The sequence below is a fragment of the Pseudomonas nitroreducens genome, from assembly GCF_010994165.1.
In the GTDB taxonomy this organism is placed as follows: domain Bacteria; phylum Pseudomonadota; class Gammaproteobacteria; order Pseudomonadales; family Pseudomonadaceae; genus Pseudomonas; species Pseudomonas nitroreducens.
This window is the reverse complement of the sequence record NZ_WMBX01000002.1, coordinates 1002177-1015900: the sequence shown is the minus strand read 5'-3', so window position 1 is coordinate 1015900 and position 13724 is coordinate 1002177. Positions and strand designations below refer to the sequence as shown.

Here is a 13724-nt window from a genome sequence, read left to right as displayed (position 1 = left end):
CCATTATGGTCTTCCCTCTGCAAACTCACGCTCAGTCAGGTCCACGCTTAGCCCTGTCAGCGCTTGGCGCACGAGCGGAAACATCTCACGCGGTATTACATAGTTGGTCGCGGTTGCGCCGCCACTGCTATGCGGCGGTAATTTCCAGCCCAGCAGCAGCGCTCGAGCCTCTTCCCGCGGCAAATGACGACTCAGGCGCAGTCGAACCTGTGATTGCCAAACATGCGCTTGAACTTTCATGGGAAAACCGGCTTGCGCGTCGAGGTAAAACTGCAAGCGACTCGCCTCATCCCGTCGCAGTCCGGTCATCTGCCGCAGATGGCCTCGCGACACCTGGGCCACACAGTATTCAAACCGTGGACCTGTCCGACATTTGGCTAGGAAGAGACCTTCGGCGGTCGCGCAGGCAGGCAGTGCCGCCCAATTTCCACTGGTGCGGATTGAAACGTCCGCAAGCTCATTCAGCGCAGGTTTCAACTGCGCCTTGGCCTTCGTCAATAATTGGATCGACCACTCCTGCAATCCTTCGAGCGGTGCGCCAATCCATTCCTGTGGCTCCCAGAGGTCGATGCGTCCTGCACAAGCATCGACGTCGATCAGCCTGAGCCTGCCTGCCCCACGCATCGTGATTGACCAAGGAAAGGTTTGTGCAGGCCCTCCGCCGGTGATCACCGCCAGCGGGCCCCCGGTTCTGATCGCCTGTGGTGGAGGGGTTAGCCAACGTCCGCCGTCGAGTCGCACCAGATCCCCTAGCTTACCCAGACTCTCCAAAATCGCTTTGATACCCGGTTCAGCGGCCTGCTCGTCGTCGAGCGTCGGCCACAGGGGGAGCAAACGCCGGCGAACCAGGCTCGTCAAGCTGAGCGTGGACGCAGGCACCCAAGTTTCCCGATCCGTGTTGGGCGCAGAACACAGATAGGATGCGACCCGAAGGCACTCAGCTACCGCCGCGATCCTCAATCCCTCACCGTCACCTCTATAGCCCAAACCGGCTGCCAGGGTTTTCCGAGCGGCATCACGATCGCTTCCTAGCCACTTCACTCAACACGCTCCGCGTGGACCGCCTGCGCGTTGATTTCATTCAGAAGCTCGGTGGTGCTACGCGTAAGTGCGTCGACCGGCCCCCCAAGTGATTGCGCCCACGGCAGTGCCCATTGCTTCAGTACCACATGAAGCGCTCGCTCCGAAGGGCCTGGTGATAGGAGTCGCAGTTGGGCGTATGCCCGGTCAGCGACTCGTAGCCACAGATTCCCAGGAATAAAATCTACCTGTGCAAGGCGCTCCCTCAACGTGCTCGGTAGAGCCAACAGCGTGCTCTCGGCAGGGCCGTGCAGGGCTTTCCAATCCTCCACAGCCAGGTGGCCAAACTGCATCAGCGGCACCTGGGCGGATAACCCCCGCATAGCAAATTCATCCGTATCAAACACAGGTCCGAGTTCAGACAACGTACCGCCGTCTGGAAATGCCGCAGGGCCGTGAGTCCAAGACGCAATCAGAACCAGACGCGTATCGACCGTCAGGGTGAACTGACGACGCGCCACAAGATCGCGGATGGCACTACCATATACTTCAAACGCAGACCGGTTGGCCCCCTTGAGCAGCAGGCATCCAGACGAGTCGCTCACCACTTCGAGGCAGTCGGTCGCGGCATCCTCCGACAGAAGACCAACGGGAACCCGCCACTCATGGAAAATCGTCCCTCCTACAGCTGCTGCCACGGCATCTGCAATTAAGTCAGCCGTTGACCCTTTGAACTGAATCAACTGGCCGGAAATAACTGCTGCCAGGATGTGCCGTGCGCAACGATTGGCATCGTTCTTCACCACACCGCATGCCTGCAGGTTGTTGGCTATGACCTTCCAGGCGGCGTCCACAGAGCTGACTTCAACGAACGGGCCGGTTGCTTCGTTCTCGGTCAAGCGGACGCGTGTCTGGCCACCGGTCTCGTCACGCGGTTTGGCAACCCGAATATCATGCTCGTCGAGGCGTTCGCGCAACGCCGCGATGGTGGCCGCCGTGACTTCCCAGTCGGGAATGCGTGCACCAAGGTTGGTCAGTGCTTCCTCGAAAGCTAGGACCTGTGCGCGCTCAGCCACCAGGTCTGCGACCTGAACAGAGAGGGAGTCCAGCGCAGTCGACATGTGCTCGCCGCGGAGGTCTGCGTGCGCTACCGCATGCGATACCTCTTGCTGCGCCCCGGCCGTTGACTGAGCCAGTTCGCTCAGTTGTTGCAAGCGGTCAGTGACACAGTGCAGCGCAGTACGCAATGCTTCGACATCATGGTCAACACCAGCGAAACTGCCTGTCAGTTGCTTAACCGCTTCAGTCGTTGCAGTGACATTCACTTCCAGTTGGTCGACGCGCTCAGCGGTCTCCTCAGCCGCCGTTTCGGCCAGTTCAAAATAACCCTCAATTTTATCCAAACGCCCCGGCAAGCCATCGATCATGCGATCCCTGGCCAGGGTGGACGCCGGATGAAAGCTGTTCAGGGCTGCCTGCATCGCCGGGTCTTCGGCGAAACCGCTGTACGCGGCCAGTCGCTCGACCGTTTCCCGAGGAGCGTCCGGGCACAACTCGGCTAATCGTTTGAAGAACTCAGCGCCTGTGTCTGCCGATTGGGGTGACTTGTCTGCAGCGGGAAACGCGTTGTCCAAGCGGCTCTTTGCCCACGCCACCCACAGGCTAGCGAAAGCGTTCCAGTCTGCCTCCCCTTTCTGACCCGGCTGGGGATGCACCAGGTGCCCGATCAACCGCCGTTGTTTCTCCTTGACTTCTAGCGGGGATCCGCGCCTAAAACCGGGGATCGAGGCTTGACGGTCGAAGAACGACTTGCGAAAGGCATGGGGTACCTCTTCGATGAACTCGGTAATCATCGTGACTCCGAGCGCCGAGATCCGCTCTCGTGCCTCTTGGCTGTACAGGTAGCTCATCGCGAGACTCCATCTCCTGAAAAACGAATATCAAATCCACAGGCGCGCACAGCAGCCACCAGTTGACGGTAGTGAGGGAGCAATTCCGGCCTAGGCACTGATGCACCAAGCGCGCTGACCAATGCCTGATCACTGCCAGAGATTGCGGTTACCCCACCGACGTGTAGCTGGGATAGAAAGCTCTGCAGACGCAAGCGTAAGGATCGCCCGAGCGTCAGCAAAGCGGGTGTGGCCGGCAGTTGTATAGCCCCGATGGCCAACCGGCCCAACCCGCCAAAATCCAAATAGAGGTGGTATTGCGGGTCAGTGAGATATTGTTTGAGCAAGCTATTCATTGCCGGTGGCAACTGGCATGCCTGTGGTGCGTGGTCAGCCGACACTTCGCTAGACGCCAGTCGGCGGTAGTCCTTATGCCCACTGTGTGAGACAACCTCCAGCCTACCTTGGGCCCCTCTCGGCATTGTGAGGGAGTCAAAATGCAGTTCCCCCGCTCGCGTGGCCATCACATACGATTGGCTTTGCCTACGGTGCAATGAGGCAACAAGACGTTCGCCACACTCGTCAATGAAGACCAGGTCCACCGTAGGGTGTTTAAAGCTTCGTCCCAGCGATGTGCTCTTGAAAAAATACTTGTCGGCATCTGGGTGACCGCTCTTGCCGACCCTGAATTCATCGCTTCCAGCGCGTATCACTGTGAATAGCGCGGGTGATCGATCGGGGGCTGTTGCGGAAATGCAATCATGCTGATTGACGGCTTGTAAGGTTGGTCCGCCGTCGTGGGGGCTACCCGGCATCCTATGGGCGGCCAGGATGACCGCGTCGGACTCGATATATTCAACGGTATTGATGCTCGCGTTGCGGCTCAGGAACGGCCAAATGGTCGTGATCGCAGGCGCCGCCGGCATCACGCTTAGTTGAGTAAAGGCTTCCAGCCAACTGATACAGGCGTCTGAGGGGGCTTCCGGTACGGTGACCAGGGCCAAATTCCAGCCTTGCCGCGACTTGAGTCTGTCCACCAGCAGTTCTTCAGGGAACTCCGGGGTCACCGGTACCGACCATAGCAGGGCGTAGGTTTCGCAGCGATTTAGCCCTTGAGCGCGGGGAAACCCCCTTTCGGCGCCTCGGCCAATAGCGGTGAATGCGGCCGCACCCAATGCAGGTAGACCTGGGCACGTCCGCGCAACTTCCACTACGAACGAAGGGTCCGGCTTGCCTTCGAAGGACATGATCCTGTAATCGTTCGCCGTGGGCTCGGCCATGACCCTGAAGCCTGAGCCCATCCCCCGCATATCGAGCTTTTGTACCCTGCCGCCGACATCGAGTTTGACGAAGGCATGACATGCTCGACAGGGGGGCAGGATTAATTCAATCCACCACGCCCCGGCGTTCTCACCTTTTTTTATCAGCAGGCGCAGGTCCATCTGCCGCGTTGGCAGTGGTTGAACCTTGTCATGACTGACGTGGTTCAATGAGCCCGACATGAAATAGGGGCAGGAACTAGAGGACACGCCACGCCAATGGGCGAAGTAGTTTTTTCGCGATGGCCCCGAACGAAGTCCGACCCGCTTGCGGCAGTAGGAACAAATATAATAGCCGGTGCGTGACGCTATATCGGCGGTAACCGATTTATTCTTGACCGGGTCTATGGCGCAATCCATCGCTCATATCCTTCACATTTAACTGCGTAAACCTACAACGCAACGCGACTCGGTGGCTAAGTGGCTGGGTGCTGAAAAATGGCACGCTTGGCTGCCGTACAGGTGAATGAGATCCGTCGGCTTCCAATCGCGAAACTCGGGCCTGTTCCTTGAGCGTGGAATCATCCAGCGATTCAGCGCTAATTCACCGATTTCACCTACCGACAACAGCGATTGGGTGTCTGGTTTTCCGCTGCCGCAATGCAGGAGCTTCGCGGCGTTGCCGGCCAATTGACAGATGAAGACTTCACGCTGGATGCCGTGGCGCATCAGATCGTCCTTGAAGCCCAGTGCCTTCAGTGCCGCGCGCGTGGTGCGCAACCGCCAATTAGGGCCCTGGCCGAAGGCGTGTTGGTCGGCATAATGATGGTCGAGTTCACGAAGATAGTCTCGAAGCTCAATAAACAACCAATCGGGTATATGGAAATGTCCCCAGCCACCGGTAAAGCCGATGGACTTGAGGTACTCCGTGCCATCCAGCTTCAATCGGTTATAGACCGCGGAACGCCCCATCGACGAGGTCGTCACGACCGCCAACAGACGCGCATTTTTTTCGGCCTGCGAGATGATGCCCGTAGAGCCTCCGTAGACACTGGCAAAATCATCATAAATGTCCCGACTGCGAAGCAGGCAAGCGACTAACTTACCGCCCAATAAGGCGTTGTAAGGTGGGACCGCTCCAAGGACATAGGCATCCATCAAGTTGACCAGCCGGGCAGCCCTGTCCGCAGTATCCCAGCCGATGAATTTGTCTCTAACGCCAAGGTTGAAAACCGGATCACCTATGGCAATCAACCCCATCAGTTTGCCATTTGTCTGATCCCAGACAAGGTAACGCAGGCGTCTGCCAAAACCGTTAGACACAGGGACAGACCAAGACAGTGACGCCAGCCGAAAAAGGTCACTTTGCCACGTGCCGGACGACACGCGTTCAAGCACTGGGGAAATCTTTTCCGGCACCACCTCGCAGCCATTCGCAAAATACGGCATCAGTTTGGAGCTGCTCCGCGCAATAAAGCGCTCGCTGGCGCTGAGCCGTTCTTCGCGTTGGGCGCCGTGTAAAGCACGGATGGCTTCCTTACCATTTCCAGGTGGACACAGGGCCCCCTCCTGTGTCCTCGTGAAACCTAGTTGATGCAAATGCTCTCGCACTTTTCGCTTGAGATTTGCTTCTCTCGGATTGACTCCAATAATAATCGCTCTGCCAGTTGGCATGTTGCTGCATCCTTGCTTGGAGTTCATCTCAACGAGGTGGGCGAATAAAGGTCGAGTTGTTTCGCTTCCGGCGCCCAGAAGTAGTTCGCACAGGCGTCAACACTGCGCGTCGAGGGGAAATGCACGTAGCTGCCGTATTGAGTCCGATCCTACGCCGCCCCCACCAATTTATGAAGAGGTGCGCCACCAAAATGACATCAACGCAGCCAAGCATGCCTGATGGAGCGACTGATGAATTGCCCCGGTTTCCTAAGTAGGCGCAATCGGGGGACTAGGCTGGCCCCTCTCTAGGTACTTCACGGTTGCTGTCGAATGCCACAAGTCGGCCATCGGGATACTGCCACATCACCGCCCGCCCACCTCGATGGCATGTGGCAGGTTAAGCTCGTCTGCTCGCTTAGCTGCTTCGGCGGTTGCGCCTTTGCCATGATTTCTTCCACTTTATCGAGGTCTATCTCTTCAAGTCGCGACTTGCCCATAGCGAACCCCCTGTGGGCATGCGCTCTGAGGTGGTTCAGAACGCTGCAATGTGCTCAGTGATGCCGTTCCTCAGGGGCCTGATGCAAGGCCTACATCAGCGAGATCCCTTCGAATCCTCGCTATCAGGCCTTCTAGGTCCACCTCGCGCTCGAGCTGCAGGTACGTGTACGCCAAAAGCGTCATTGGATGCACATCCAACACCGCCGCCAAGCTTCCTACTTTCTCGAGCGTTGGGCTTTTGAGTCCTCGCTCGAGAGTGCTGAGGTAGGTACGACTGCTGACTTGGGAGAAGTCTTCCTGCGTCAGATGCTTGCTCGTCCTCAACGCCTTGAGAGCTTGGCCAAAGGCCTGCTTCGGTTCCATTTGCGCGCCTCGCAAAGGGAACGATGAAGCCCTTCGGAACACTTTAGGACTACAATCTATAGTGTTCATTTTAGCGGAACAGGCCAGATGTTCAGAACCCACAAGCAGGCGGAAATCTCGTCGGATGAGCTGTATGGCGGGGACGCCCAGCTATGGAGCGTCGTCGAGCAGAGTCTCCACGGCCCCTGGTTCTACGTTTCGGTGCTCGAAGGACACCCGGGTCAGACGCTATGCACCATGCTAATGGTGCAAGAAGTGCCCGTATTAGAGGCCTTGCTTGCCCAGCAAAGCGAGACGATGAAGATTGAGAATGTACAACTCGTCACCCCGAGCTACTTAAACAACACCAACAGTTGGCGCATGGAGGTGCTGTCTGAGCTTGTGCAACTCCGCAGTGCTGACTCGCTTTGCTACCAATTCCTCGTTGAGAGTGGGCATCGATACGTCGATGGCGATGTCGCCATGCAACCGAGCAATCAATGGACTAGCAGACGCGTCATCTTTCAATGCTGACGCCAACCTTGGGCATTTTTATAATGCCCCCCTCGCGGAAACACTTTCCCTGAAAGTCCCGGTATGCCTAGCCTTTAAGCCGAAGAAATTGGTGAAACATCGACTCAGGTGCTAGCCATCTCTCTCGCCGAAGGTGGCCGCTGCTGCCAGGCATAGAAGCCGCTGCGGGATACCGGCACATCGGCGCTACGGGATAGTGACCGGCCAACGCCTCGATGGCGCGGAACTTCACTTCGTGGGCTGCGAGAAGATGGCGAGCGCCTTTTTTAAAACATCGCGCTCCATGGTGACCTGCGCCAGTTGCTGGCGTAGGCGACGCAGCTCCGCGCTCTCGCCCCGCTGCTTGCCGTTGCCCGGAACGGCATCGTCATCTTGCTGCTCGTATTGGCGCTTCCATTTGCCCAACAGGCTTTCAGCGATGCCCAGCGTCTCGGCGACATGACGAAGCGGCGTACCGGCAAGCACCTAGTCTACCGCCTCGCGTTTAAAGGATTCGGGAAAACGTCGTCGGGCCTGGGTCATGAACACTCCTTGCGATGGGCATTATTCACCTTAAGTCAGTGTCCACTCAGCCCAGGACCGACCAACTAAAATCAATCCTTACAAGGCAGCTGTTTTGACAAGTGGTTCAAAAGCAGCCTCATGTCGCCATTCACTGTAAGAGATTCAGCTCTTGCAAGTAACTCTCTTAAGTGTTCGGTATTGATACGGAGGTGACCAAGACACATAGCCATCAGGAACTCAAGCGCCCCCTCACCTTGCGCTTCAGTTGATCCTTCAATTACCGAAATCAGAAAGTCCATCATCTTCAGGCTAAAATCATCACTAACTGAGTAGTTCAACTCCGATGCCGTAGCCGCCCTAAGAAGACATGCTTGAATTACTCCATCATTGTATCTATCGAAGCACGCCGGGCTTATAACCGTTGAATGATAGATACTAGCCAAGCCTGCACCATTAGGCCTTATCCTCATATCATGCAAAATCGCCTGAATCGTCCAATACACATCAGCCTGAGTAGATGCCGTATGATCTATTTCCAAGCCTGACCAGAAGGCAAACGTATCCCTCAACTTAAGAACTTCACCTGAAGGCGACGGCAAGAATAGATCATCTGAATCAAATTCGTTCTGCTCGAATTTTTCAAGGCGCACTTTAAGAGCGCGGGATAATTCAACTGGATCTTCGGATAAATCATCGCTAATTTCCCTAAGAAAATCACACTCCGCGTCCCACGGCGTTCTCGTACTTCCGATTACACGAGGCATATGGCACTCGCTCAGCACGATCAGAGTACGCCCGCCTAACTCTAAGTCTTTACGGAGTTGCTCGTATGCATCCTTGCTGGGAATTTTTGAGAATCCAACCAAGTAAAGGATAGAAGATTGATCACTGATGCAGCGCAGCTTCCTAGAAGCGTCGAGCAACTTTCTACCAGATGTGATAGCCCCAGCAATTACTACCACTGACGAAGAACCTTTAAGCAGATCATCGTCAACTTCAGACATGCTCTGCCAGATAACTCCAGGCTCACCCACAATTTTCTTAACTTCTTCCATCAAAGAAATTGAGCCAGGATCATCAAGCGCAATTATCTTTTCAGCATCTCTAGAGATATATTTTTTAACTGATCGATGGAGCTTTTCCGAAAACCCCTTAGGCATTCCTTTTAAGTAATTCTCAACATCAATAAAAAAGTGCTCCCTTGATTCTGCGCCCAGGTCGGAAGCTACACGCCATTGCAAAAGATTTTTTGCAGCAAACTCCTCAAAGAACTTCCGTCGATCCGCTGTAAAATCTGTCTTCTTGATTATTACTTGACCATGACTTGGAGTCTCGGGCAAAAATTGATCTCCCGCGATCTTGATGACCTTACTTCCCTTCAAGCAATCATGACAGTCTTCGGGAGCAAAAGATTTTATGCTTTCAGAGACCAAGCAAGCCACATCAAAGATGCCGTATTGAGCGGGCTTTAGCTTACTATAGAAAAGTGTGACAACCTGCTCAGCGGTGAAGTTATTTTTCTTAAGGATCTCTGCGGCAAGCCCGCCGCTTGTGGTTGCAGAGATAATCACTAAACTGCTATCTGCCTCCACGAAGTCGAAGCTTTTCTTAAGCGCAGTGTAAGATTCGAAACTCTCAATTAATGGCAGCCGTTTGCTGTAGCGACCGGACATCAATGCGGCAACACTCACCAAATAAGAAATCGACGACGTATCAACATAGATTCGATCAGGAGCCTTAGAAAAGTAAGGAAGTAATGATATAGCAAGGAATGCCACCTCTTCACCAGCCACCAACAAATTCGAGGCTCGTATGAAGCCGCTGCAGTGATCACCTGAAGGTTTCGAGAAGTGGAAGCTTGATGAAGATGTGATAAGCCCTTGTCTGCGCTCGAAAATATCAAGCATACCCTGACGGATCATCGCATCGCGAAGGCCTTTTTCGATTCCCGAACCGTTTTTGGCACATGTTATTACTCCACAACTGTCGTACAATAGAGGAGCAAGTCGTTCATCCACATCCCCTATGAATGATTCAAATTCCTCTTTAAATGAATCATTACTGAAGAGGCTTACAAAATCCTCTCTATGGCCGGCCGGCCCTATTAAATAAACACGATCCGGAAGCAAATTATTTTCGACATCTGCTTTTATTGATTTGACGATCTCATCTGAAGATACAGTCGTATTACAGCAAATTACGAGAGCAGGCCTTACGGACTCATGTTGGAAACGAAACGCAAAGCCGGCACTCATCGCTTAGGCTCCAGAGGAATTAAGAATGTTATTGCTACCCCAGAAACCCACCCTAATTGACTTAGGGATTCATTGGCAGGAAGCCCGGTAACCCAATCGGAAAAGTCACATGAATCGCCTAGAGCATAAGGTTGTGCAATAAAATTCCTATAGAGAGAGAGACGCCCACTTCTAACCTTCATGAAGCCGTTGAGTTTAGTTAAGCGATCCATGACGACGGGAAGGCCAAGACCCTTGTTATCCTTACCGGATGACGTCTGACGCGCGCTGAAACATTTCTTGATGATCGAATACTCGTAACCGAGATCATCCTCAGGGGCTGACTCGTTCTTGTCAGCGCACCAGCGCTCAAAAAAACCAAGCCCAGAATCAATAATGCTTATTTCGATGAATCTAGTTTTTTCAACCTCATCTACTCGATGCGTTTGCAAATAGGTTGAAAGTCCGCGTTCTCGCTGAGTGCGCTTTTCAAGTGCCTTATCAAAAAGACTTATCCCATTGCTATAAATTACGCGCTGCCCAGGCCTCAGCCATACGTCCCGACTATGACTTCTTGAACCATGCTCATGCGTATTCAAAAATAGCTCGAAAAATATACGACCAAGATGCTGCATGTCATTACTTGATAGCTTCTGCGCAGCACCAAGAATACCAATAGATTTCTCCACCATTGATTTTATTATGTTTTCTATCTGAGAAATCTGCCTGGGAATAGCTCCCCCTTCGGAAGATTGTGTGTAAAAATTCTTATCAAAACCTTTCGAGCTATGGTCGACAAAAGAAAACCAACATAGTGCACCTCTTTGCTGGCCATGTTTGTTTCCTGCTTGACTCTCAATAGCACCTCTCGCAGCAATATTCACATCCTTGCGGATGTCAGCCCCTGTACTCGAGAGCACTATCTTCTTCGCCAGCATCGCCGCATTAAACTTGTGAGGGCGATTCACTACTTCATCCGTATACTCTTGAACCTCTTCGGAATTCCCTCCGAGAACTATTTCTCGGGAACTAGACAACCGCCCCCACGTATTAATCGCTTGAATTGCAGCGGCGACCCCACCAAACAGGGCATTATTAAACTCGGAGGGAAGATAGAGCGCCTCACTGGGACTGGCTTCCTCCAAGCCATTTACAAACTCCTCACAACTATCAATCGTAAGATCCGTAGGAAAATTGATCACTATCTAATCCTTTACATTTATTGGATAGCCTTTCGTACAAAAAATATGCAACGCATCATCAAATGTAAAACTTACCGCCTGGAGTTTTTTCATAACCCGGGCTAGCTCCTGTTAGCCTCATCGGGCTGCAAAGGGATCGTAAAAATACACCATTCAAGCTAGTAGAGGCCAAGCAGACCGCGAATAGATGTTGATCCGCTAAACTTCGTAGGGGGGATCGAGGAGGCTCATCAGAGTACTCCAGCAAGCGCAAGCAGACCCGCAAGGAATTGTTCCTGATCGAGATGGATCAGGTGGTGCCGTAGAAGGGTTTGATTGCCTTGATCGATCCGCATTACCCAAAGGGTGAAGGTGGTTGTCCGGCCTATCCCTTGATGACGATGCTGCGGGTTCATGTGATGCAGAACTGGTTCGGCTACAGCGATCCGGCCATGGAAGAAGGGTTGTACGAGACGACCATCCTGCGTCAGTTCGCCGGGCTGATCCTGGAGCGTATTCCTGACGAAACCACCATCCTCAACTTCCGTCGTCTGCTGGAGAAACATGAGCTGGCAGCCGGCATCCTCGGCGTGATCAATGGCTACCTGGGGGATCGCGGTCTGTCGCTGCGCCAGGGCACTATCGTCGATGCCACGCTGATCCACGCGCCCAGTTCTACCAAGAACCAGGACGGCAAGCGCGACCCGGAAATGCTCCAGACCAAGAAGGGGAACCAGTATTACTTTGGCATGAAGGCGCACATTGGCTTTGATGATGAATCGGGGCTGGTACACATCGTGGTGGGCACGGCAGCCAACGTGGCGGATGTCACCCAGGTCGATAAGCAGTTGCATGGCGACGAGAACGTCGTCTGCGCCGATGCCGGCTACAGATGAACCATCACATGGCGACATTCCTAAGGATGGCGGGAAAAACTAGGTCTATGAACATCAACAGATGAACAATCGCGTTAATTTCGAGATCACTGATTCAGTAATCTCAGTCCCATGAGCAGCTTATGAACATCTGACATCGCCCATAAGTTAAATTTGATATGTGGTTACTCGCAGTACTCCAGGCGTTCTCTCTGTCTGCTCTCAGAACGCCAACCCCACTCTTAGGCTGACCACGGTATCGGGTGATCTGCCGAAGCGCCGCTCCGCCATCTATTGACTCACTCAGCAAATGACGACGACAAGGCGACTCACCAGCTTCAAGGAGTGGCCGGCCCACGCTGATCCTCTTCCTCACGCTCGGCCACCCTCTGTGGCGAACCGTCCTGCACATTCTCCTCACCGATCTCCTCGTAGGTCTTGCGCAGCTTCTGCAATTCCTCGCTGCCCATGTCGTCCAGCCCCATCAGCACGCGGTGGGCGTGGTGGGTGGTACGCAGCAACTCGTCGATCTTGATGTGCAGCGCGTCGGTGTCTCGGTTCTGGGTGCTCTGGATAAGGAAGACCATGAGGAAGGTGATGATGGTGGTCGAGGTATTGATGACCAGCTGCCACGTATCGTTGAAGTGAAAGAACGGCCCGCTGAGTGCCCAGGCCACCAGCAGCACGCAGGCCAGGGCGAAGGTCAGTGGGCGGCCGGCCCATTGCGAAAGGGCTTGGGCAAAGCGTGAAAAGCCCGCCCCGCCCTTCTTCCCTGCTGCTGGTTGCGTGGGGTCGTGCGAAGGGGGAATTGCTTTCCGTTGACCCGCCGCTGAGGGGGCGCCCCGCTGGGGCTGAGAGTGGGCAGGCAAATCACCGCGCGATCCTGGTCCGATCATGGCATGCACTCCGCTGAAGTGGGGCCTGACCGGTAGAGACGTGGCAGCCTGGGGAGTTCAGAAATCTGCTCTGAGCCCGCACTGCCAGTGGTGTAGCGATCGGTATTGAAGCTCTGCGTTGCCCTTGTTCCCGGCCGATGCGAAACACCGCGCATCGGCCAGGCGACCAACGTCAGAAACGCGGGGCGTCGGTGGGTTTGGTGCCGTAATAGTCGTGGATCTGCTGGCTCCAGGTCGGGTCCTGCATGTCCGGCCAGTCGTGTTTATCGAACCCTGGCGCACTGGACAGGCGTTCCTTGTCGACGTCCAGGACGAAGCGCTTGTTGACGGTGTCCAGGCGCAGCGCGCTCCAGGGCACCGCAAAGAGTTTCTCGCCCATGCCGAGGAACCCGCCGTAGGACAGCACCGCATAGGCGACACGGCCACTCTGCGTATCCAGCATGATCTCCTTGATGTCGCCCAGGTCTTCGTCGCGGGTGTTGTAGACATCGTTGCCGATCAGGGTGTCGGCGCCCATCAGGCGCGGGCCCGGCCCACGACTGGAGTCGGCCTCGACGGCGACGGGGCGATTCTTGTACATGCCATAGGTATCGCGATCTTCGTAGTTCATGGAGTGCTCCTGGCCATTGGCCACGGAAGGCTGGAGCAGCTTCGCACCGGGGTGGTCGACTCTGCTCCAGGTGCGCACGGAACGATTTGGGCCGTGCGCATCCAGCGCGGGACCGGGGGTGGCCCGGTTCCGGCAGCTTCGGGTGAAGTGCCAGACTGATTCAGCAAGTTCCACGCCCGGTTCGTCCCTGAGCGTAGGAGGACGCGGTAGAGCGGCTGGGCCAGTA

The 13724-nt window shown here is 54.8% G+C and carries 11 protein-coding genes and 1 pseudogene; 2 read left to right on the top strand and 10 right to left on the bottom strand.

Annotated elements, in window-relative coordinates:
• Window positions 1-3 precede the first annotated feature (3 nt).
• The 5 genes from GJV37_RS12460 to GJV37_RS12440 form a co-directional block, all read right to left on the bottom strand.
• Window positions 4-879 (bottom strand): hypothetical protein, encoded by an 876-nt coding sequence (locus tag GJV37_RS12460; protein WP_193452589.1) that lies wholly within the window; start codon window positions 877-879, stop codon window positions 4-6.
• Between the two features lie 158 nt (window positions 880-1037).
• Complete coding sequence (locus tag GJV37_RS12455; RefSeq protein WP_193452588.1) at window positions 1038-2930, bottom strand: hypothetical protein; 1893 nt, start codon at window positions 2928-2930, stop codon at window positions 1038-1040.
• Entirely contained in the window at window positions 2927-4588 is a 1662-nt protein-coding gene (locus GJV37_RS12450) for a competence protein CoiA family protein (protein ID WP_193452587.1), read from the bottom strand. The genes GJV37_RS12455 and GJV37_RS12450 overlap by 4 nt, the downstream gene beginning before the upstream one ends.
• Window positions 4589-4606: 18 nt before the next feature.
• The gene (locus tag GJV37_RS12445; RefSeq protein ID WP_193452586.1) at window positions 4607-5842 is read right to left on the bottom strand and encodes a Druantia anti-phage system protein DruA; all 1236 of its coding nucleotides are present in this window, start codon (window positions 5840-5842) and stop codon (window positions 4607-4609) included.
• Window positions 5843-6391: 549 nt separating this feature from the next.
• Window positions 6392-6685, bottom strand: coding sequence for a helix-turn-helix domain-containing protein (locus tag GJV37_RS12440; RefSeq protein ID WP_193452585.1), 294 nt, complete (start codon window positions 6683-6685; stop codon window positions 6392-6394).
• 87 nt (window positions 6686-6772) lie between these two features.
• On the opposite strand from GJV37_RS12440, the gene GJV37_RS12435 reads away from it, so the two are divergent.
• Window positions 6773-7198: a hypothetical protein gene (locus tag GJV37_RS12435; protein WP_193452584.1), complete on the top strand. Its 426-nt coding sequence runs from the start codon at window positions 6773-6775 to the stop codon at window positions 7196-7198.
• A gap of 228 nt (window positions 7199-7426) precedes the next feature.
• Here GJV37_RS12435 and GJV37_RS12430 read toward each other — a convergent pair whose 3' ends face one another.
• The 3 genes from GJV37_RS12430 to GJV37_RS12420 all read right to left on the bottom strand — a co-directional run bounded on the left by GJV37_RS12430 (window position 7427) and on the right by GJV37_RS12420 (window position 11138).
• Entirely contained in the window at window positions 7427-7663 is a 237-nt protein-coding gene (locus tag GJV37_RS12430; RefSeq protein WP_193452583.1) for a transposase, read from the bottom strand.
• Window positions 7664-7791: 128 nt separating this feature from the next.
• Complete coding sequence (locus GJV37_RS12425) at window positions 7792-9957, bottom strand: hypothetical protein (RefSeq protein WP_193452582.1); 2166 nt, start codon at window positions 9955-9957, stop codon at window positions 7792-7794.
• The gene (locus tag GJV37_RS12420; RefSeq protein WP_246228304.1) at window positions 9954-11138 is read right to left on the bottom strand and encodes a hypothetical protein; all 1185 of its coding nucleotides are present in this window, start codon (window positions 11136-11138) and stop codon (window positions 9954-9956) included. Before GJV37_RS12420 ends, GJV37_RS12425 begins: the two co-directional genes overlap by 4 nt.
• A 269-nt stretch (window positions 11139-11407) precedes the next feature.
• Here GJV37_RS12420 and GJV37_RS12415 point away from each other — a divergent pair.
• Window positions 11408-12007, top strand: a pseudogene (locus tag GJV37_RS12415) (IS5 family transposase); the annotation flags it as partial.
• 323 nt (window positions 12008-12330) lie between these two features.
• On the opposite strand, the gene GJV37_RS12410 reads toward GJV37_RS12415, so the two are convergent.
• Together GJV37_RS12410 and GJV37_RS12405 are read right to left on the bottom strand one after the other, a co-directional pair.
• Window positions 12331-12801, bottom strand: coding sequence for a low affinity iron permease family protein (locus GJV37_RS12410; protein ID WP_246228332.1), 471 nt, complete (start codon window positions 12799-12801; stop codon window positions 12331-12333).
• A 259-nt stretch (window positions 12802-13060) separates the two neighbouring features.
• A complete protein-coding gene (locus GJV37_RS12405; protein WP_193452580.1) occupies window positions 13061-13498 on the bottom strand; it encodes a PRC-barrel domain-containing protein in 438 nt (145 codons plus the stop codon).
• Window positions 13499-13724 lie beyond the last annotated feature (226 nt).

Bases quoted from the DNA above. Each gene is read 5' to 3' on its own strand.
- GJV37_RS12455 (WP_193452588.1), bottom strand. From the start codon at position 2,930: ATGAGCTACCTGTACAGCCAAGAGGCACGAGAGCGGATCTCGGCGCTC.
- GJV37_RS12450 (WP_193452587.1), bottom strand. From the start codon at position 4,588: ATGGATTGCGCCATAGACCCGGTCAAGAATAAATCGGTTACCGCCGAT.
- GJV37_RS12445 (WP_193452586.1), bottom strand. From the start codon at position 5,842: ATGCCAACTGGCAGAGCGATTATTATTGGAGTCAATCCGAGAGAAGCA.
- GJV37_RS12440 (WP_193452585.1), bottom strand. From the start codon at position 6,685: ATGGAACCGAAGCAGGCCTTTGGCCAAGCTCTCAAGGCGTTGAGGACG.
- GJV37_RS12435 (WP_193452584.1), top strand. From the start codon at position 6,773: ATGTTCAGAACCCACAAGCAGGCGGAAATCTCGTCGGATGAGCTGTAT.
- GJV37_RS12425 (WP_193452582.1), bottom strand. From the start codon at position 9,957: ATGAGTGCCGGCTTTGCGTTTCGTTTCCAACATGAGTCCGTAAGGCCT.
- GJV37_RS12405 (WP_193452580.1), bottom strand. From the start codon at position 13,498: ATGAACTACGAAGATCGCGATACCTATGGCATGTACAAGAATCGCCCC.